This window comes from Micromonospora sp. NPDC051196 (genome assembly GCF_040682415.1).
In the GTDB taxonomy this organism is placed as follows: Bacteria; Actinomycetota; Actinomycetes; order Mycobacteriales; family Micromonosporaceae; genus Micromonospora.
The window spans coordinates 133,440-153,388 of record NZ_JBFBAY010000007.1; the positions used below are offsets into that span (position 1 = coordinate 133,440).

At 69.9% G+C, this 19,949-nt stretch carries 18 protein-coding genes; 13 read left to right on the forward strand and 5 right to left on the reverse strand.

Translation table 11 applies throughout. The annotated features are described in order from the left end of the window. The first annotated feature begins 214 nt into the window (after positions 1 to 214). The 10 genes from AB0M35_RS16060 (at position 215) to polA (ending at position 11,611) form a co-directional block, all read left to right on the forward strand. Positions 215 to 1,378, forward strand: a complete 1,164-nt coding sequence (locus AB0M35_RS16060) for a branched-chain amino acid ABC transporter substrate-binding protein (protein ID WP_363745916.1) — start codon at positions 215 to 217, stop codon at positions 1,376 to 1,378. Positions 1,379 to 1,480: 102 nt separating this feature from the next. Beyond that, complete coding sequence (locus tag AB0M35_RS16065) at positions 1,481 to 2,431, forward strand: branched-chain amino acid ABC transporter permease (RefSeq protein WP_363745918.1); 951 nt, start codon at positions 1,481 to 1,483, stop codon at positions 2,429 to 2,431. Further along, a complete protein-coding gene (locus AB0M35_RS16070) occupies positions 2,428 to 3,537 on the forward strand; it encodes a branched-chain amino acid ABC transporter permease (protein ID WP_363745920.1) in 1,110 nt (369 codons plus the stop codon). The genes AB0M35_RS16065 and AB0M35_RS16070 overlap by 4 nt, the downstream gene beginning before the upstream one ends. 46 nt (positions 3,538 to 3,583) lie before the next feature. Continuing rightward, entirely contained in the window at positions 3,584 to 4,381 is a 798-nt protein-coding gene (locus AB0M35_RS16075; RefSeq protein ID WP_363746204.1) for an ABC transporter ATP-binding protein, read from the forward strand. After that, complete coding sequence (locus tag AB0M35_RS16080; protein WP_363746206.1) at positions 4,371 to 5,081, forward strand: ABC transporter ATP-binding protein; 711 nt, start codon at positions 4,371 to 4,373, stop codon at positions 5,079 to 5,081. Before AB0M35_RS16075 ends, AB0M35_RS16080 begins: the two co-directional genes overlap by 11 nt. Before the next feature lie 33 nt (positions 5,082 to 5,114). After that, positions 5,115 to 6,026 carry an ABC transporter substrate-binding protein gene (locus tag AB0M35_RS16085; RefSeq protein WP_363745922.1) on the forward strand — a complete coding sequence of 304 codons (912 nt, stop codon included), beginning with the start codon at positions 5,115 to 5,117 and terminating at the stop codon, positions 6,024 to 6,026. A gap of 1 nt (position 6,027) precedes the next feature. Next, on the forward strand, positions 6,028 to 7,008 hold the full coding sequence (locus tag AB0M35_RS16090) for an amino acid ABC transporter permease (RefSeq protein ID WP_363745924.1): 981 nt from the start codon (positions 6,028 to 6,030) through the stop codon (positions 7,006 to 7,008). Beyond that, positions 7,005 to 7,814, forward strand: coding sequence for an amino acid ABC transporter ATP-binding protein (locus tag AB0M35_RS16095; protein WP_363745926.1), 810 nt, complete (start codon positions 7,005 to 7,007; stop codon positions 7,812 to 7,814). Before AB0M35_RS16090 ends, AB0M35_RS16095 begins: the two co-directional genes overlap by 4 nt. Before the next feature lie 104 nt (positions 7,815 to 7,918). Further along, a complete protein-coding gene (locus tag AB0M35_RS16100) occupies positions 7,919 to 8,863 on the forward strand; it encodes an acyltransferase domain-containing protein (protein WP_363745928.1) in 945 nt (314 codons plus the stop codon). A 48-nt stretch (positions 8,864 to 8,911) separates the two neighbouring features. Next, on the forward strand, positions 8,912 to 11,611 hold the full coding sequence (gene polA / locus AB0M35_RS16105) for a DNA polymerase I (RefSeq protein WP_363745930.1): 2,700 nt from the start codon (positions 8,912 to 8,914) through the stop codon (positions 11,609 to 11,611). A 504-nt stretch (positions 11,612 to 12,115) separates the two neighbouring features. Here the strand turns inward: polA and AB0M35_RS16110 are convergent. The 4 genes from AB0M35_RS16110 to AB0M35_RS16125 form a co-directional block, all read right to left on the reverse strand. Then, complete coding sequence (locus AB0M35_RS16110; protein ID WP_363745932.1) at positions 12,116 to 12,481, reverse strand: MerR family transcriptional regulator; 366 nt, start codon at positions 12,479 to 12,481, stop codon at positions 12,116 to 12,118. Between the two features lie 18 nt (positions 12,482 to 12,499). Continuing rightward, on the reverse strand, positions 12,500 to 13,252 hold the full coding sequence (locus tag AB0M35_RS16115) for an SDR family oxidoreductase (RefSeq protein WP_363745934.1): 753 nt from the start codon (positions 13,250 to 13,252) through the stop codon (positions 12,500 to 12,502). 108 nt (positions 13,253 to 13,360) lie between these two features. Continuing rightward, positions 13,361 to 13,792 carry a DUF3140 domain-containing protein gene (locus tag AB0M35_RS16120; protein WP_363745936.1) on the reverse strand — a complete coding sequence of 144 codons (432 nt, stop codon included), beginning with the start codon at positions 13,790 to 13,792 and terminating at the stop codon, positions 13,361 to 13,363. Continuing rightward, positions 13,779 to 13,997 (reverse strand): DUF2945 domain-containing protein, encoded by a 219-nt coding sequence (locus tag AB0M35_RS16125; RefSeq protein ID WP_363745938.1) that lies wholly within the window; start codon positions 13,995 to 13,997, stop codon positions 13,779 to 13,781. Before AB0M35_RS16125 ends, AB0M35_RS16120 begins: the two co-directional genes overlap by 14 nt. Positions 13,998 to 14,198: 201 nt before the next feature. Here AB0M35_RS16125 and AB0M35_RS16130 point away from each other — a divergent pair, with 201 nt between their 5' ends. The 3 genes from AB0M35_RS16130 to coaE all read left to right on the forward strand — a co-directional run bounded on the left by AB0M35_RS16130 (position 14,199) and on the right by coaE (position 18,164). Further along, positions 14,199 to 15,023, forward strand: coding sequence for a class I SAM-dependent methyltransferase (locus AB0M35_RS16130; RefSeq protein WP_363745940.1), 825 nt, complete (start codon positions 14,199 to 14,201; stop codon positions 15,021 to 15,023). Between the two features lie 348 nt (positions 15,024 to 15,371). Next, positions 15,372 to 16,859 (forward strand): 30S ribosomal protein S1, encoded by a 1,488-nt coding sequence (rpsA, locus tag AB0M35_RS16135; protein WP_363745942.1) that lies wholly within the window; start codon positions 15,372 to 15,374, stop codon positions 16,857 to 16,859. A gap of 123 nt (positions 16,860 to 16,982) precedes the next feature. After that, positions 16,983 to 18,164 (forward strand): dephospho-CoA kinase, encoded by a 1,182-nt coding sequence (coaE, locus tag AB0M35_RS16140; protein WP_363745944.1) that lies wholly within the window; start codon positions 16,983 to 16,985, stop codon positions 18,162 to 18,164. Between the two features lie 15 nt (positions 18,165 to 18,179). Here coaE and AB0M35_RS16145 read toward each other — a convergent pair whose 3' ends face one another. Then, the gene (locus tag AB0M35_RS16145) at positions 18,180 to 19,907 is read right to left on the reverse strand and encodes a hypothetical protein (RefSeq protein WP_363745946.1); all 1,728 of its coding nucleotides are present in this window, start codon (positions 19,905 to 19,907) and stop codon (positions 18,180 to 18,182) included. Between the last annotated feature and the right edge of the window lie 42 nt (positions 19,908 to 19,949).

Here is a 19,949-nt window from a genome sequence, read left to right on the forward strand (position 1 = left end):
CGATCAATCGACGGTGGCTTCTTACAGCGATCGCACCCTATCCGCCACGGCGTGTAACGGTTCGGTCAACGGCCCCTTCCGGGGCTTACGTCGCGCCTACACCGTGGGATAACGTCCGGCCCCAGACCGGCGACGACGGTCTGGTTCGTCCGCCCCCGCAATGGCCAATTGGCAGCGGGTGGTTCGGACCATGGGACGGAGGAGGGTTCGGGCCGTGAGGCAGAAGCTCGCACGTTTGGTCGGCGGGGTGGCGATCGCCGCTCTCGCCATGGGCGGAGTGACCGCCTGCAAGTCTGACAGTGGATCCGACGATGCTGCCGGTGACTCCTGCGGTGCCAAGATTGCCTTCTTCGGCGCGCTCACGGGTCCTGCTGCGGCGCTCGGCGTGAACATGAACGGCGGCGTCAAGCTCGCCGTTGACAAGCACAACAAGGAGAACGCCGACTGCCAGGTGACCCTGGTGCCGCTGGACTCCCAGGGCAACCCCGAGCAGGCGCCGGGCCTTGCCCAGCAGGCGCTTGACGACGAGAAGATCGTTGGCATCGTCGGTCCCGCCTTCTCCGGTGAGTCGGAGGCGGCCAACCCGTTCTTCTCCGAGGCCGGCCTGGTGCACATCAGCCCGTCCGCGACCCGGCCGAGCCTGGCCGAGCAGGGTTGGAAGACCTTCTTCCGGGCGGTCGGCAACGACTTCAGCCAGGGCCCGGCGGCCGGTCGGTACATCAAGGACGTCCTGAAGGCCGAGAAGGTCTTCGTCGTCGACGACCAGTCCGCGTACGGCGCCGGCCTGGCCGACGAGGTCAAGAAGGTCCTCGGTGCGGCGGTCGTCGGCACCGACAAGGTCCAGGGTGAGGGCAAGCAGAGCGACTTCTCGGCGACCGTCACCAAGATCAAGTCCTCGGGCGCGACCGCGCTCTTCTACGGTGGCTACTACCAGGAGGCCGGTCTGATCCGCAAGCAGCTCACCGCTGCTGGCGTCACCGCCACCCTGGTCGCCGGTGACGGCGTCAACGACGCGTCCTACATCACCGGTGCCGGCGCGGCGGCGGCTGAGGGCACCATCCTCACCTGCCCCTGCCAGCCGGCCACCGAGGCGCGCGGCAGCTTCGTCGAGGACTACAAGGCGCTCAACGGCGCGGAGCCCGGCACCTACAGCGACACCGCCTTCGACGCGGCGACCATCCTGCTCGCTGGTGTCAAGGCCGGTCACACCACCCGTTCGGCCATGCTGGAGTTCGTGAAGGGCTACAGCGGCGACGGCGTTGCGGCCAGCTACAAGTTCACCGAGACCGGCGAGCTGGACCCGAGCCAGGTGAAGGTCTGGGCGTACAAGGTCGTCGGCGGCAAGGTCGTGCCGGACCAGGAGATCCCTAAGTCCTGACCGTTCCGGTAACGGTTCCGCTGTGATTGTGGGGTGCGGCCGGGGAGCACCTTCCCGGGCCGCACCCCCACTGTCTTCTCTTCCTGTACGGAGTGCCCTTCCTTGGACTTCAACGCCCTATTCTCCGATTTCGGGGGATATACGATAACCGGGCTGACGGTGGGCGCTATCTACGCCCTCGTCGCGCTGGGTTACACGCTGGTCTACGGCGTGCTGAGACTCATCAACTTCGCCCACTCCGAGGTCTTCATCGCGGGTGCTTTCGCCGCGATCTGGGGTTGGGCCGCATTCGGTCTGGACCGCGACTCGGTGGTCAGCGGCTTCGGCTCGATCATGCTCTACCTGCTGGTCGGTGCCCTGTTCGCGGCGGTGGCCTCAGCCGGCACCGCAACGGTGATCGAGCGGGTGGCGTACCGGCCGCTGCGTAAGCGCAACGCCCCGCCCCTGGCCTTCCTGATCACCGCGATCGGCGCCTCGATCGCGATCGCCGAGGCGTTCGGTATCTACACCCGACGACTCCCGGTCGGCGCGCCCACCGTGGTGAAGAACGACGTGCTCTTCACCGTCTTCGGTGCGGAAGTCACCGTGGTGCAGTTGCTGGTCATCGGTTCGGCACTGGCGATGATGATCGCTCTGGACCTGTTCATCAACCGCAGCCGCATCGGTCGGGGTATCCGGGCGGTGGCCCAGGACCAGAACACGGCCGCGCTGATGGGTATCAACAAGGACCGGATCATCCTGGTCGTGTTCATCATCGGTGGCGTGATGGCTGGTGTCGCCGGGATGCTCTACGACATCCGGATCGGCACGCTGACCTACAGCGTCGGCTTCCTGCTCGGACTGAAGGCGTTCACCGCGGCGGTCCTCGGCGGCATCGGCAACCTGCGCGGCGCGCTGCTCGGCGGCCTGCTGCTCGGCCTGGTCGAGAACTACGCCTCGGCGCTGTTCGGGGCGAACTGGAAGGACCTGGTCGCCTTCGTCGTCCTGGTCGTGCTGCTGATGTTCCGGCCGACCGGTCTGCTGGGCGAGTCGTTGGGGAGGGCCCGCGCATGACAAGCGTGAGGGAATGGATCGATTCGGGTCGCCACGCAGTGGGCGAACGTTGGCACAACGCACCCCGCTGGATGCGGTGGGCCGTCATCGCGGCGGTGATCGTCTTCTTCTACGCTCTGCCGAACCGGGAGTTCTACCAGTGGCTCGGGCCGATCCCGACCACCGGGTCGAACTTCGGGCAGGTGCTGTTCACCATCTCCATCTACGTGCTGCTTGCGGTCGGGTTGAACATCGTGGTCGGCTTCGCCGGCCTGCTCGACCTCGGCTACTTCGGCTTCTTCGCGGTCGGCGCGTACACGGTGGCGGTGTTCACCTCGCCGAGCAGTGACCTCAAGACGCTCTGGCCGTGGCTGCTGGCCCTGCCGTTGGCGATCGTGTTGACCATGATCTCCGGGGTGTTCCTCGGTACGCCGACGCTGCGGTTGCGCGGTGACTACCTGGCCATCGTGACGCTCGGCTTCGCCGAGATGATCCGGGTGGCGGCGACCAGCTCCGAGTTCCTCAAGGGACAGCGCGGCTTCAACCAGATCCCGCACCCGCCGGGCAGCTACTCCGACGGCAAGCCGATCTTCGGCGTGCTGGACCCGCGACCGTACTACTGGCTGGTCCTCACGCTGATCATCCTGGTGGTCCTCGGGGTGCGGAACCTGAACCGCAGCCGGGTCGGTCGGGCCTGGATCTCGATCCGGGAGGACGAGGACGCGGCGCAGCTGATGGGTGTGCCGACGTTCAAGTTCAAGCTCTGGGCGTTCGCCTCGGGTGCGGCGATCGGTGGTCTGGCCGGGGCGTTGTTCGCCGGTAAGCAGAACTTCGTCAGCTCGCAGAACCTGGAACTGCTCAACTCGATCATCATCCTGGCCGCGGTCATCCTCGGTGGCTCGGGCAACATCGTCGGCGCGATCGTCGGTGGTGGCCTGGTGGCGTACATGATCGAGCGGTTCCGCGGCATCGAGTTCTTCGGCGTCGAGCTGTACGAGTACCGTTTCATGTTCTTCGGCCTGGTGCTGGTGATCATGATGATCTTCCGGCCGCAAGGTTTGATTCCGAACCGACGAAGGGCGGCGGAGTTCAAGGACCGTCGCAAGGAGGTGATCGTCGGTGGGTGAGACCGTGCAGAAGCCGACCGTTCCGGAGCAGGCCGGCGCCCCGGCGGTGGAGTCCACCGCCGCCGCCCGGGAACCACTGCTGGAGGTCGACCACGTGACGCTGCGCTTCGGCGGCGTGGTGGCCCTCAATGATGTGAACTTCACCCTCTACAAGGGTGAGATTCTCGGGCTGATCGGCCCCAACGGTGCCGGCAAGACCACCTGCTTCAACGCGATGACCGGCATCTACCAGCCCTCCGAGGGGGAGATCCGGTTCCGCGGTGAGCGGATCACCGGCAAGAAGAAGCACCACATCACCAAGATGGGCATGGCGCGGACGTTCCAGAACATCCGCCTGTTCCCGGAGATGACCGCGCTGGAGAACATCCAGGTGGGCGCGGACGCGCACCACAAGACCAGCGTTATCTCCGCGCTGTTCCGGCTGCCCCGGCACCGCCGTGAGGAACGCGACGGGCTGGAGAAGGCCGAGCGGCTGCTGGACTTCGTCGGCATCCCTCACCGGATGCACGACGCCGCCCGCAACCTCTCCTACGGTGAACAGCGCCGGCTGGAGATCGCGCGGGCGCTGGCCACCGATCCGGTACTGCTCTGCCTGGACGAGCCGGCTGCCGGCTTCAACCCGGCCGAGAAGGAGGAGCTGCTCCAGCTCATCCGCAAGATCCGGGACCAGGGCGTCACCGTGCTGCTCATCGAGCACGACATGCGTCTGGTCATGGGAGTGACCGACCGGATCGTGGTGCTGGAGTTCGGAAAGAAGATCGCTGATGGGCTCCCCGCCGAGGTGCGTGAGGATCACCGGGTGATCGCGGCCTACCTGGGGGTGCCGGATGACGATGCTGCTTGAGATCGAGGACGTCAGTCTGCTCTACGGGCGGATCAAGGCGCTGCACGGGATCAGCCTGACCGTCAACGAGGGTGAGATCGTGGCCCTGATCGGCGCCAACGGCGCCGGTAAGTCCACCACCATGCGGGCCATCTCGGGCATCCGTCCGATCGCCTCCGGGCAGATCCGGTTCAACGGTGAGGACATCAGCAAGCTCCGGGCCGACCTGCGGGTGCGGCGCGGGCTGTGCCAGGCACCCGAGGGCCGGGGGATCTTCCCCGGCATGACGGTGATGGAGAACCTGGACATGGGCGCCTACACCCGGCGGGACCGCGGCGAGGTGGCCAAGGATCTGGCAAAGGTGCTGGAGCTGTTCCCTCGGCTTGCCGAGCGGCGTAAGCAGGTCGGTGGCACGCTCTCCGGTGGTGAGCAGCAGATGCTGGCCGTGGGTCGGGCGTTGATGAGCCGGCCCAAGCTGCTGCTGCTCGACGAGCCGTCGATGGGGCTGGCGCCGATGCTGATCCAGCAGATCTTCAGCATCATCACGGAGATCAACCAGCAGGGCACCACGATCCTGCTGGTGGAGCAGAACGCACAGCAGGCCCTTGCCCGGGCGCACCGCGCGTACGTGCTGGAGACCGGCCGGATCGTCAAGGAAGGCACCGGCGCCGAGCTGCTGCACGACCCGTCTGTCAAAGAGGCCTACCTCGGCGTGGCCTGAACGGCCGTCACCCCTCTTCGCAAGGAGTACGACATGTTCAACCTCAACGGTCGTCGGCGGGCCGTCATCGGTGTGGCCGGTGCGGCGCTGCTCACTCTCTCGATGGCGGCGTGCGGCGAGCAGGACAGCGCCGACGAGCCCGGTGCGGGTCCGTCCGTGACCGCTTCGGCGGACACGGATCTCGCCGCCAAGGTGCCCGACACGATCAAGGCCGACGGTGTGATCAAGGTCGGTACCGACGCGACGTACGCCCCGGCGGAGTTCCTGGACACCGACGGCAAGACCGTGATCGGCTTCGACGTGGAGCTGTTCAACGCGGTGGCGCAGAAGCTCGGCCTGAAGGCCGAGTACGAGTCGGCGCCGTTCGACGCGATCCTGCCGGGCGTGAGCTCCGGCAAGTACGAGGTCGGTGTCTCCTCGTTCACCATCAACGCCGAGCGGTTGCAGACGGTCAACATGGTGAGCTACTTCTCCGCCGGCACCCAGTGGGCCACCAAGGCCGGTAACCCGAACCAGGTGGACCCGGACAACGCCTGCGGCAAGAAGATCGCCGTGCAGGTCGGCACCGTGCAGCTCGACGACATCACCGCCCGGTCGAAGGCGTGCACCGACGCCGGGAAGCCGGAGATCAACATCGACCAGTACCAGGCGCAGAGCGACGCGACGGCCGCCGTCGTCAGCGGCAAGAACGACGCCATGCTGGCCGACTCGCCGGTCGGCGCGTACGCGGTGAAGCAGAGCAACGGCCAGCTGGAGGTGCTCGGCGACATCTACGAGTCGGCGCCGTACGGCTACGCGGTGCCCAAGGACCAGGCCGCGTTCGCCGAGGTGCTGAAGGAGGCCGTGCAGGCGGTCATCGCCGACGGCAGCTACAAGGCGGCGCTGGGTAAGTGGGGCGTCGAGGGTGGGGCCATCACCACGTCGGAACTGAACCCCGCCAGCTGACATGTCGATCGACACCGATTCACCCGAACGGGCACGGCCGGAACCCATCCAGGCCGTGCCCGTGCGGCATCCCGGGCGGTGGGTCGCCGTCGCCGTGATCGGGGTGCTGGTCGCCATGTTCGTGCACCTGCTGGTGACGAACGAGGCGTTCAACTGGTCGTTCATGGTCGACAACATGTTCCGGCCGCCGATCATGGCTGGTGTCCGCGGCAGCCTCGCGCTGCTGGTGACCGCCATGCTGATCGGCATCGTGCTGGGCGTCGTCATCGCGATCATGCGACTGTCGGGCAACCCGATCCTGCGTGGCGTCGCCTGGGCGTACACCTGGTTCTTCCGGGCGGTGCCGCGGTTGGTGCTGGCGATCCTCTTCGGTAATCTGGGCATCCTCTGGGCCCGGATCGAGTTCGGGTTGCCCTTCGACCGGCAGATCGGCGCGTTGTTCGGGGTGCAGGACTTCGAGGCGCGACTGTTCGGTTTCTCGGCGACGGACATCCTCACCGGTTTCGTGGCCGGCATGCTGGCGCTCGGCCTGTCCGAGGCCGCGTACATGGCGGAGATCGTCCGGGCTGGTATCCAGTCGGTCGACGAGGGGCAAACCGAGGCGGCCCAGGCGTTGGGCATGAGCCAGGGGCAGATCCTGCGCCGGATCGTCCTGCCGCAGGCGATGCGGGTGATCGTTCCGCCGACCGGCAACGAGACCATCGCCATGCTCAAGGACACCTCGCTGGTGGCCTTCGTGCCGGTCTCCACCGAGCTGTTCTTCCAGATCAGGGCTGTCGGTAGCCGGACCTTCCAGGTCTTCCCGATGCTGGTCGCGGCGACCATCTGGTATCTGCTGTTGAGCAGTGTGCTGCTGGTCGGGCAGTACTACCTGGAGCGGCACTTCGCCAAGGGCAGCGGTCGCGCCGGACAGGCGAAGGCCCGGCTGCGGGGCATGGCGGTCGGTGGCGGCGGCGCCACCGGAGGGGCAGGGGGCGTATGACGCAGGTGAGCGTGCCGGCCCAGGCCGGCGCCCCGGGCACCGAGTCCGGGCCGATGGTACGGGCCGAGCAGGTGCACAAGTCGTTCGGCTCCATCGAGGTGCTCAAGGGCATCGATCTTCAGGTGCGCGCCGGGGAGGTGTGCTGCCTGCTCGGGCCCTCCGGCTCGGGCAAGTCGACCTTCCTGCGGTGCATCAACCACCTGGAGAAGATCAACGCCGGGCGGATCTGGGTGGACGGCGAGCTGATCGGCTACCGGGAGCGTGGCGGCAAGCTGCACGAGATGCGGGAGAAGGAGGTCGCCGCCCAGCGCCGCGCCATCGGCATGGTGTTCCAGCGGTTCAACCTGTTCCCGCACAAGACCGCCCTGGAGAACGTCACCGAGGCGCCGCTGCTGGTCCACAGGGAGAAGCGGGCCGAGGCCCGGGACCGGGCGGTGGCGCTGTTGGAACGGGTGGGGCTGGGTGACCGGCTGGGTAGTTACCCGAATCAGCTCTCCGGCGGGCAGCAGCAGCGGGTGGCCATCGCCCGGGCGCTGGCCATGCAGCCGAAGCTGATGCTCTTCGACGAGCCGACCAGCGCGCTGGATCCGGAGTTGGTCGGCGAGGTCCTCGACGTGATGAAGGACCTGGCCCGCGACGGCATGACGATGATCGTGGTGACCCACGAGATCGGCTTCGCCCGCGAGGTCGGCGATTCACTGGTCTTCATGGACGGCGGGGTCGTGGTCGAGTCCGGCAACCCCCGCGAGGTGATCGCCAACCCGCAGCACGAGCGGACCAAGACGTTCCTGGCCAAGGTGCTCTGACGAGTGTGGTTCCGGTGCGGCTCTAGATCGCCGGGCCGGAACCACACCGCTCGCGCCGGCTCGGGCCTGTCGCAGCCACCCCGCCGATCGGTAGTGTCCTCGGCGTGGACCTGACCGACACCGCCGCCCAGCTCGGGGTGCCCGTCGAGGAGGTCGAGCGGGTGCACCGGCTCGCCGGTGACCGGCCGTCGGCTCCGCTGCCCGCCAGGTCCGACGTACCCGCCCTGCTCGACCGGCTGGCGGTGCCGCCGGACGATGTCGCCGAGATCATGGCGGGCTGGCCCGACCCCGACTCTCCGGAGTGGACTGCGGAACTGCGGTGGCTGCTCGACCGCTCGATCGCGCTGGTCCGCGCCGATCTCGGCGGCAACGGCTGGCTGCCGCCGGGCCCGGAGCTGCCCCGTGACCGCGGCCCCGCCTGGCGGCACCTCTACGTGTACGCGTACCTGGCTCTCGTCGACGTCGTCCTGGGGTACCACCGTGACCACGGCATCCCGGACGCCGTGTCGTGGGCGACCCTCGCGGATCTGGGCCGGAATCTGGCGATCGACCGGCGGATGCGCGGCGAGGGCTGGCCGGTCATGCAGAGCTGGTTGACGCTGCATGTGCGTGGCAGCCTGTACGAGCTGGGTCGGTTGCAGCACTACCGCGGCGACACCACCATCGACCTGCACATCCCTGACTCGGGGCCGTTGACCCCGGAGTCGGTCGAGGCGTCGCTGGACGAGGCTCGGGCGTTCTTCCCACGCCACTTTCCCGACGAGCGTTACCCGGCGTTCGCGTGCGGCTCGTGGTTGCTCGATCCGCAGCTGCGGGAATACCTGCCCGAGGAGACCAACATCGTCCGGTTCCAGCGCAGGTTCGAGTTGGAGCCCTACGAGCAGCCCGAAGGGCTGGACGCCGACGTCGAGATGCTGCGGTTCGTGTTCCGTACCCTGACCACGCCATTGGACGAGTTGCCGCGGCGTACCGTGCTGCAACGCGCGGTCATCGACCACCTGGCCGCCGGCCGCCACTGGCAGTGGCGGCGCGGCCGATTCCCGGTCTAGCCCCGGCGTAGCGCAGAGTTGTCGGCGGCACGGACTAGAGTCGCCACCGTGACAGCTACGACGCCGCGCCTGCTCCTCGTCGACGGACACTCCCTGGCATATCGGGCCTTCTTCGCCCTGCCGGTGGAAAACTTCTCCACCACGACCGGGCAGCCGACCAACGCGGTCTACGGCTTCACCTCGATGCTGATCAACGTGCTGCGCGACGAGCGGCCGACCCACATCGTCGTCGCCTTCGACGTGTCCCGCCGCTCCTTCCGCACCGACAAGTACGCGGAGTACAAGGCCGGCCGCAGCGAGACGCCGACCGACTTCAAGGGCCAGGTCAGCCTGGTCAAGGAGGTCCTCGCGGCGCTGCGGGTGCCGGTGGTGGAGAAGGAGGGCTACGAGGCTGACGACATCATCGCCACCCTGGCCTGCCAGGCCCGCGATCAGGGCATGCCGGTGCTGATCTCCACCGGTGACCGGGACGCCTTCCAACTCGTCGACGAGCAGATCACCGTGCTCTACCCGCGTAAGGGCGTCTCCGACCTGGCCCGGATGGATCCGGCCGCGGTCGAGGCGAAGTACGGTGTCGCTCCCGGTCGCTACCGGGATCTGGCCGCGCTGGTCGGTGAGACCAGCGACAACCTGCCGGGCGTCCCCGGCGTCGGCCCGAAGACCGCGGCCAAATGGATCAACACGTACGGCGGGGTGGAGGGCATCATCGCCCGCGCCGACGAGATCAAGGGCAAGGCCGGCGACAGCCTGCGCGAGCGGCTCGCCGACGTGATCCGCAACTACGAGATCAACCAACTGGTGGCTGACCTGGAGCTGCCGATCCGGCCGGACGACGCCCGTTGGCAGGGGTGGGACCGCGAGGCCGTGCACCAGGTCTTCGACACGCTCCAGTTCCGCATCCTGCGCGACCGTCTCTACCAGTACCTCGACGCGGTCGAGCCGGAGGCCGAGGCCGGCTTCGAGTTGGCCGGCGAGGTGCTGACCGGCCCGGGTGCGTTGACCGGCTGGCTGGCCACGCACGCCCCGGCGGGCGACCCGGTCGGGCTGGCGGTCAAGCTGGACACCGGCCCCAACCGGCGGCACACCGCCACCGTCACCGGCCTGGCCCTGGCCACCGCAACCGGTGCGGCGGCCTGGTTCGACCCGAGCCGGCTCGACGCCAGCGACGAGACGGCACTGGCCGGGTGGCTGGCCGACGAGACCCGGCCCAAGGTGCTGCACGACAGCAAGCCCGCCGTGTTGGCCTTCGCCGCGCACGGCTGGACTCTGGCCGGCATCGCCCGGGACACCCAGATCGCGGCCTACCTGGCCCGCCCCGACCAGCGTTCCTACGATCTGACCGACCTGGCGCTGCGCTACCTGCACCGGGAGTTGCGGGTCGACGTTCCCGACGACGGCCAGCTCACCCTGGACGGGCTCGGCGGCGACGGCGAGGCCGAGCAGAATCTCATGCTGCACGCCCGGGCCACCCTCGACCTGGCCGAGGCGATCGACGCCGAGCTGTCCCGCGACGGGGAACAGTCCGCCCGCCTGATGGCCGGGGTGGAGCTGCCACTCATGCGGGTGCTGGCCGGCATGGAGCGCACCGGCATCGCCGCCGACACCGACTACCTCTCGGAGTTGGAGGCGCACTTCGCCGCCGAGGTGAAGGCCGCCGCGCAGGGCGCGTACGCGGTGGTCGGCCGGGAGTTCAACCTCGGCTCGCCGAAGCAGCTCCAGGAGATTCTCTTCGGCGAACTCGCCCTGCCCAAGACCAAGAAGATCAAGACCGGGTACACCACCGACGCCGACGCCCTCCAGTGGCTCTACGCGCAGACCGAGCACCCGCTGCTGCACCATCTGCTGCGCCACCGGGACGTGGCCAAGCTCAAGTCGACGGTGGACGGGCTGCTCAAGTCGGTCTCCGACGACGGTCGCATCCACACCACGTTCAACCAGACAGTCGCCGCCACCGGCCGGCTCTCCTCCACCGAGCCCAACCTGCAGAACATTCCCATCCGCACCGAGGAGGGGCGGCGCATCCGCCGGGCGTTCGTGGTGGGGGAGGGCTACGAATGCCTGCTCACCGCCGACTACAGCCAGATCGAAATGCGGATCATGGCGCATCTGTCCAGCGACGACGCGTTGATCGAGGCGTTCAACTCCGGCGCCGACTTCCACGCCGCGACCGCCTCCTCGGTCTTCGCCGTACCGGTGGCCGAGGTCACTCCGGACCAGCGACGCAAGATCAAGGCGATGAACTACGGCCTGGCGTACGGGCTGAGCGCCTTCGGCCTGTCCCAGCAACTCGGCATCACCGCCGAGGAGGCGCGTGGCCTGATGGAGAACTACTTCGCCGGCTTCGGCGGGGTCCGGGACTACCTGCACGAGGTGGTCGCCCGGGCCCGCCAGGACGGCTACACCTCCACCATCCTCGGCCGCCGGCGCTACCTGCCCGACCTGGTCAGCGACAACCGGCAGCGTCGGGAAATGGCCGAGCGGATGGCGCTCAACGCGCCGATCCAGGGTTCCGCCGCCGACATCATCAAGGTCGCCATGCTGCACGTCGACACCGCGCTGCGCGACGCCGGGCTGCGCTCCCGGATGCTGCTACAGGTGCACGACGAACTGGTCTTCGAGGTGGCCCCGGGGGAGCGGACGGTCCTGGAGGAGCTGGTCCGGCGCGAGATGGGTGGGGCGTACCCGTTGTCGGTGCCGCTGGAGGTGTCGGTCGGCGAGGGCCGCGACTGGAACAGCGCGGATCACTGATCCCTCGGGATGACCGGCCGGCCGTGAGGTACGGGCGGGGCGAGGTTTCGGGCACTCCGGGCTTCGGAGCGCCTGCCTGCTTTGGGTCGGCATGGTTCGGAGGGTCTGCCTGCTTTGGGGTGGGCATGGTTCGGAGGGGCTGCCTGCCTTGGGGTGGGCGGGGTTTCGGGGGGAGCCCGGCCCGCTCCGGGCGGTCAGGCTTGATCCCTGCACGGGCCGGGCTCCCCCCGAAACCCTGACGTGGGCCGGGCCCTGGCGTAGTGCGGCGGCACACGAGCGGCGCGTGCTCCAGCCGTAGGCGAGAGTGCTCCGGTCCTGACGACGCTGTGGCCGGGGCTGGGTGTCGAGGCTGACCGCACCCGCCTCTATCTGCGTCGATCTTGCACTTACTGTCGGTGCATAGTGCGCTTTTGGTGCATGTTGGCGACCGTAAGTGCAAGATCGCGGGCCGGGGCCGGGGCCGGGGCCGGGGTTGGGGTTGGGTGGGGTGGGGTGGTTTGTGGGTCAGGGGTTGGGGTGGGGGTTTGTGGCGTCGGTCAGGGCGGCGGCCAGGCGTTCTCGGAGGGCTACCTGGGCGGCGATCCGGGCGTCCAGGACGGCCAGACGTTGCTGACCGATCCGGAGGCCGGCGGGGGAGGGCGGTGCGGTGGTCACGTCCCCGTCGAGACAGGGCAGGAAGGCCTGAACGTCCTCCAGGGTCAGGCCGGCGGCGAGCAGGTGCCGGATGTTGCGTACCCGCAGCGCGGCCCGCTCGTCGTACTGCCGGTAGCCGTTCGCGGCCCGGTGGGCGGCGATCAGACCCTGCTCCTCGTAGTGGCGCAGGGCCCGGGGCGTGCTGCCGGTGCGTCTGGCCAGTTCACCGATCCGCATCCCGCCGACACCGTCCCCTCACGCGACAACCGCTGCGCCGTCGACGGGCAGCACCACGCCGGTGACGAAGGCCGCATTCGCGTCGCAGAGGTGCAGGATCGCCCAGGCTACCTCCTCGGGACGCCCGAGCCGGCCCAGCGGCGTGTGCCCCACCTGCCAGGCGCGTACCGCCGCGCGTTGTTGTGGATCGAGGCCCTGGTGTTCGCCGATCGGAGTGTCGATCGCACCCGGGGCCACCGCCACCACGCGGACGCCGCATGGCGCCAACTCCACCGCCCAGCTGCGGGTCAGCGAATCGAGCGCGACCTTTCCCGCGGCATAGAGCGAGGAACCGGGCCAGCCCCGCTGACCGATCGAGGTGGTGATGTTGACGATCACCCCCTGGGTGGCGGCCAACGCCGGGAGCGCGGCGTGGGCCAGCCGGACCGGGGCGAGCAGGTTGATGTCCAACTGCCTGCGTACCGCAGTCTCGTCCAGGTCGGCGAGGCCGCCGCCACCGGCGATCCCGGCGTTGTTGACCAGTACGTCGAGGCGTCCGTGCCGGGTGAGGGCGGCATCGACCACCCGTTGCGGCGCGTCGGCGGCGGTGACGTCCATGGTGAACGGAACGATCCGGGAATGGTCGGCTGCCGTCTCCGCCAGCGGTGCGCGGCGGCGGCCCACCGCGAGAACGTGGTCGCCTGCGGTGCTGAACGCCCGGGCCGTGGCGCGGCCGATTCCGGTGCCGGCGCCCGTCACCACGACGACCCGGCGTGGCGTGCTGTCGCTCATACCGCGATCGTGTGACCCTGCCGTCAACGGCAGGGTCAAGCCGATCGGCTACCCGAGCCGGGGGGCACGACATCGAGCGCGCCCGAGGTTTCGGATCGCGGCGTCGAGTCAGCGGCCGGGGCCCCGGCGGGACTTCGGCGGAGTGCCGTGCCGTTCGAGGGCCTTTCGGGACGGGCCGCCGGGCGGCGGCAGCGCCGCCTTGACCGGGTCGTGGCCCCAGTTCATCAGCGAGTACCGCCACCGGGTTTCGCGTACGTCGCCGCTGGGTCGCTGCGCCATGTGCCGCCGGACGTACCCGACGACCTTGCGCATGTGCTTGTAGTCGGCCTCGGTGAGATCGCCGCGCTTGCGTCGGAGCAGGTCGACGATCTTGCGGCCGGACTCGTGGCCCACCGACTCGCCGCCCTCGGTGCCCTTCTTCTGCCAGCCGACGTGTTTGGACGCGTCGGTCTCCAACCAACGGGACAGTTCGGTCGGCTTCATGTTCACCGCGTCGGTGAACTCCCGGTACGTCTGCTGGGGATCGTCACTTCGGCTCACGACGTAACACCTCCGGGCGGTGGGCGACGTCCCGTCCCGAGTCGTCGTTGGTGATCCGGTACTGCGGATCCTCCGGCGTGGCGTTCACCGTGTGCCCGCGTACGTGGGTCCGGTCGATCAGCTTCTCCTTGACCACGCCGTACGCCCGGCCGCTGTGGCTGGCCCAGGAGACGTGGTCGCCCTCGTGGAACTCCTTCTCGGCCATGCCCGCGGGTACCCGGCGCCGCCGAGCGGAAACAGCGCCCCGGGGTGACCGAGCGGAAACAGCGTCCGGGGGTGACCGGGCGGAAAGGGCACCCAGGGTGATGTTGCCTCTTGGTCGAGTTGACCTCGGTCGCCGGTGTCGTCGGTGCCCCACCGGCGCCCTTGCGCCGGTGCTCCGGTCGGGCTCCGTACCGTTACCGGGATGAACGACGATCCGCCGCTGCCCGAACCCGCCGTCACTCGCCGCGCTGTCTCCGAGGCCGAGGGCAGGGCGGCGAGCCGCCGCTGGTGGGACCAGGACGCGGACAGCTATCAGGAGGAGCACGGCGCCTTTCTCGGCGACGTCGATCTGGTGTGGTGCCCGGAGGGGCTGCGCGAGGCCGACGTGCGGCTGCTCGGCGATGTCAAGGGGACCCGGGTACTGGAACTGGGCTGCGGCGCGGCGGCGGGCTCGCGCTGGCTGGACGGGCAGGGCGCCGAGGTGACGGCCCTGGATCTCTCCGCCGGCATGCTGCGGCACGCCCGGATGGCCGCCGAACGCTGCGGCGTACGGGTGCCGCTCGTGCAGGCGGACGCCCTGGCCCTGCCGTTTCGGGCGGGCACGTTCGACACGGTGCACACCGCGTTCGGCGCCGTCCCGTTCGTCGCCGACTCCGAGGCGCTGATGCGCGAGGTGTACCGGGTGCTGCGTCCCGGTGGAGCGTGGGTCTTCGCCGTCACCCACCCGATGCGCTGGGTGTTCCTCGACGATCCCGGCGAGGGTGGTCTGCTGGCGGTGCACTCGTACTTCGACCGTCGCCCGTACATCGAACAGGACGCGGCGGGAGTGCCCAGCTACATCGAGGCGCACCGCACCTTCGGCGACCGGGTCCGGGAGTTGACGGCCGCCGGCTTCGTCCTGCACGACGTGGTGGAGCCGGAGTGGCCACCCGGGCACGAGCAGATCTGGGGCCAGTGGAGCCCGCTGCGTGGGCGACTGTTTCCGGGGACCGCCATCTTCGTGGCCCGGCGGCCGCCCGCCGGGTGATTCCGCCCACGCCCGCCGGGTCGGGGCCCGGGCCGAGCGCGTCGGCCCTGGCTGGTGGGAGCGCGCAGCGGGGGGAGAAGGCGCCTCTGGCCGAAATCTCCGCTTTCGCGGGTGGTGCGGCGATGAGGAGACGGGAGGGCTTGCACGCTGTGGTAATGCAGCGGGTAGGGTAGAGGATGCGCTCGCGGATCGTGTGCCTCGGCAGGGAGCAGGTGCGCGGTCGACGGAGTCACATCAAGATCTCGTTCAGCGATTTTTGGGTGGGCCCGCCGACGGATCCGTTGGCGCGCACAGGTCACCGCGACACCAGCCTGCTGTGACACACATCCGACCGGAGCAACCGCCCACATGACGAGCAGCATCGAGGCCCCCTCGAGCGCCACCAAGGTCACCGTCGACGACCTCGGCTCCGAGGAAGCTTTCCTCGCCGCGATCGACGAGACCATCAAGTACTTCAACGACGGCGACATTGTCGAAGGCACCGTCGTCAAGGTCGACCGGGACGAGGTCCTGCTCGACATCGGCTACAAGACCGAGGGCGTCATCCCCTCTCGTGAGTTGTCGATCAAGCACGATGTGGACCCGGCAGAGGTCGTCTCGGTCGGTGACCACATCGAGGCCCTCGTCCTCCAGAAGGAGGACAAGGAGGGGCGGCTGATCCTCTCCAAGAAGCGGGCGCAGTACGAGCGGGCCTGGGGCACGATCGAGAAGATCAAGGACGAGGACGGTGTCGTCCGCGGCTCGGTCATCGAGGTGGTCAAGGGTGGCCTCATCCTCGACATCGGGCTGCGCGGCTTCCTGCCGGCCTCCCTGGTCGAGATGCGGCGGGTGCGTGACCTGCAGCCGTACGTCGGCCGCGAGCTCGAAGCCAAGATCATTGAGCTGGACAAGAACCGCAACAACGTGGTCCTGTCCCGCCGGGCCTGGCTGGAGCAGACGCAGTCCGAGGTGCGCACCGAGTTCCTCAACAAGCTCCAGAAGGGGCAGGTCCGCAAGGGCGTCGTCTCCTCGATCGTCAACTTCGGCGCGTTCGTCGACCTGGGCGGCGTGGACGGCCTGGTGCACGTCTCCGAGCTGTCCTGGAAGCACATCGACCACCCGTCCGAGGTCGTCGAGGTGGGCCAGGAGGTCGAGGTCGAGGTCCTGGACGTCGACCTGGACCGCGAGCGGGTCTCGCTGTCGCTGAAGGCGACCCAGGAGGACCCGTGGCGGCAGTTCGCCCGTACCCACGCGATCCAGCAGATCGTGCCGGGTAAGGTCACCAAGCTGGTGCCGTTCGGTGCGTTCGTCCGGGTGGACGACGGCATCGAGGGCCTGGTCCACATCTCCGAGCTGGCCGAGCGCCACGTGGAGATCCCCGAGCAGGTCGTCCAGGTCGGCTCCGAGGTCATGGTCAAGGTCATCGACATCGACCTGGAGCGCCGCCGGATCTCGCTGTCGCTCAAGCAGGCCAACGAGGGCTTCGTCGAGGGCGAGGAGCACTTCGACCCGACCCTCTACGGCATGGCCGCGACCTACGACGCCGAGGGCAACTACATCTACCCGGAGGGCTTCGACCCGGAGACGGGCGAGTGGCTCGAGGGGTACGACAAGCAGCGCGAGACCTGGGAGAACCAGTACGCCGAGGCGCGGCAGCGCTGGGAGGCGCACCAGAAGCAGGTGCAGACCTCTCGGGCCGCCGAGGCCGAGGCCGCTGCCAACCCGCAGCCTGCGCCCACCGGCACCACCACCACGACCAGCGCGGCCCCCAGCCGCCAGGCCGAGGAGCCCGCTGGCACGCTGGCCACCGACGAGGCGCTCGCCGCTCTGCGCGAGAAGCTCGCCGGCGGTAAGTGACCCGCTAGCCAACACGGCAGGGCCCCGCTTCGACCCGGATCTCCGGGTTCGCGGCGGGGCCCTCGCCGTTGTGGGTTCGGCTCTTGTTTGGCGGTGCGGCGATGATCGGGTTGACTGAGTGCCGTGCTGAAGGTGGGGTTGACCGGCGGGATCGGTTCGGGCAAGAGCGCGGTGGCGCGGCGGCTGGTCGAGCGCGGCGCGGTGCTCGTCGACGCCGACCAACTCTCCCGGGAGGTGGTGGCCCCGGGCACCGACGGGCTGGCCGAGGTGGTGGCCGCCTTCACCGAGCGGGTGCTCGACGCCGATGGCGCCCTCGACCGGGCCGCTCTCGCCGACCTGGTCTTCACCGACGAGGCAGCCCGTCGCCGGTTGGAGACGATCGTCCACAGCCGGGTGCGGGCCCGTACCGCCGAGCTGGTCGCCGCCGCGGCACCTGACGCGGTGGTGGTCAACGACGTACCGCTGCTGGTGGAGGTGGGGCTGGCGCCCACGTACCACCTGGTGGTGGTGGTGCAGACGGCGCTGGCGACCCGGTTGGAGCGGTTGACCCGGGACCGGGGGATGAGCCGGGCGGACGCCGAGCGGCGGATCGCCGGCCAGGCCGACGACGCCCGCCGGGCGGCGGTGGCGGACGTGCTGCTGTGTAACGACGGCAGCCTGGCCCAGCTGCATGCCGCCGTCGACGCCCTCTGGCACGACCGGTTGGTGCCCTTCGAGGACAACGTGCGACATCGGCGGGCGGTCCGGGCGCACCGGGTGACGCTGAGCGAACCGGATCCGACCTGGCCGCAGCAGTACGCCCGGCTGGCGGCCCGGATCCGTCACGCGATCGCTCCGGCGGACCTGCGGATCGACCACATCGGCTCGACCGCGATGCCGGGTCTGGCCGCCAAGGACGTCATCGACATCCAACTCAGTGTGCCGTCCCTGGCCGACGCGGACGGGCCGCTGGCGCAGCGACTCGCCGACGCCGGTTTCCCTCGGCTGCCCGGCGACTGGTGGGACACCCCCCGACCGGCGGGCGCCGGACGGTGGGAGAAGCGACTGCACGGCAGCGCCGATCCCGCCCGTCCGGTCCATCTGCACCTGCGGGTGACCGGGTCACCCGGCTGGCGGTACGCCCTGCTGATGCGTGACCACCTGCGGGCCGACCCCGACCGGCGGGCCGCGTACCTGATGCTCAAGCGGGAACTGGCGGCCTCGGCGCCGGACAGCGGGGCGTACGCCACGGCGAAGGATCCGTGGTTCGACGAGGAGCACCTGCGGGCGGAGCAGTGGGCGGCTCGGACCGGATGGCGTCCGTAGTCCCGCCAGGAGCGGTCAGCGGGCCTTGGCCGGCGTGGTCAGTTGGGGTACCCGGCCCGGTGTCAGGTCGAGTTGCGCCCAGGCGCCGCCCCGGGTCGACACCTCCAGCCGGCGGAGCAGACCGGACCGGTCGACCCAGTAGCGTGCCCGGGTGCCTTCGGATCCGACCTCGACGACGTCGACCGTGTTGCCGGCGATGTTGTCACCGCGTACCCGGCGGGGACTGCCGGAGGGGCCGGCGCCTCGGGCGGCCCGCAGCGCCCGGTCCACGAGCGGGTCCAGCGCGTCGCTGCGGTGCGCGCCGGTGCGCCATCCCGTGACCGGTGGTGGCAGCGGCGGATCCGCCAGGTCTCCCGGCGACGGCGCCTCGATCCGGGCGACCCCGCCGCGGTCCTGTCGGACCAGCGTCCGGGTGCCTGCGGTGTCCAGGTCGGTGACGCCGAGATAGGCCGTACCCGAGATCCAGTCCAGCCAGCCGGTGCCGCGCAGGTTGATGGCGGCCGACGCGGGCACGGTCGCCGTGACGGTGGCGCCGCCGGCGGCTCGCAACCGGGCCGGTAGGCGCCGCCAGCGGTCCCGTTCGGCGGCCTGGAGGGCGCGGGGCAGGCCGGGGCGACCGCCCAGCGCGTCGACCGGCCGTAGGGTCGGCCGGTCGGTACGGTTCAGTTGCACGGTGACCGGCCCGATCGCCGCGACTGTGGTCTCCAGCCGGTGCAGTCGGCCGGCGGCGTCCAACCAGTAACGGGCGGCGGTTCCTGCGCCGGGATCAGTTGGCCCGGCGCCGGGTGGCGACGCCTCCAGGATGTCGAGGCTCTCCCCGTTGCGCTGCTCCCGGCCGACCCAACGGCCGGACAACTCCTCGGCCGGGTCCGGGCGCTCGGCGCTCAGCGCGAAGATCATGGCCAGCAGGGGTGCGAGCCGCTGGTCCGGGGGAACCCGCCAGCCGTCGGTCGGTGGGATCAGCGGCGGCATCGCGGGTGCCGGTACCGCGGCCGGATCGGGCCGGACCACCAGGACGGTGGGGCTGGCCTGCGCCAGACCGCGCAGCGCGCCGGCACCGGGCCCGCCCACGTCGACGTAGACCAGTCGCCGGGCCCAGTCGACCCAGCCGAGCAGGTCGGCGCGGTTGGTGCCGTCGCCGATCGTGACGTGCAGCCCGGCGCGCAGGTCGCGCTGGTTGGTCACCCGCATCACCGCCAACCGATCCCGTTCGGTCGAGGTCAACTGGCGGGCCGCAGGCCCGTCCGGGGCCCAGTTGACCAGGGTGACCACCAGCGTGACGGCGGTGAGCACGGCGGTGAGGGTGAGCCCGGTCAGGGTGAGTCGGCGTCGGCGGGCGGACCGTTGCCGGGCCTCGTCGGCGGTTTCGTCGGCTTCGGCGAGGTCGTCCTCGGTGGGGTCGGCGGCGGCCGGGTCGAGTAGGGGGTGGGGCAGCTTGGCCCGGCGTGTCCCGGGCCGTCCCGGCTGGTCGACGGTCTGTCCGGGCCCGTCGAGGCCGAGGCCGGCAGGTGGCCCGATGCCGGCGCGATGTCGCCGGGGCGCGGCGCGGTGCCGGCGGTCGGTTCGGCCGTCGGGAGCACCCGCCGACCGGCCGCGAGCACCTGCCGGGCGGCCGGCTGCACCTGCGGGGTCGTCGGGAGCCTGCGCCGAGCCGCTGGACCGGACGGTGCCGGTGGTCGGTTCGTCCGGATCGGAACGGTCGGTGCTGCGGGTGTCGGGTACCGGTCGTGAGCTGTTCTCCACGGAGGATGAACGCCTCGGACCGGGATCGGGTGACGACATAGG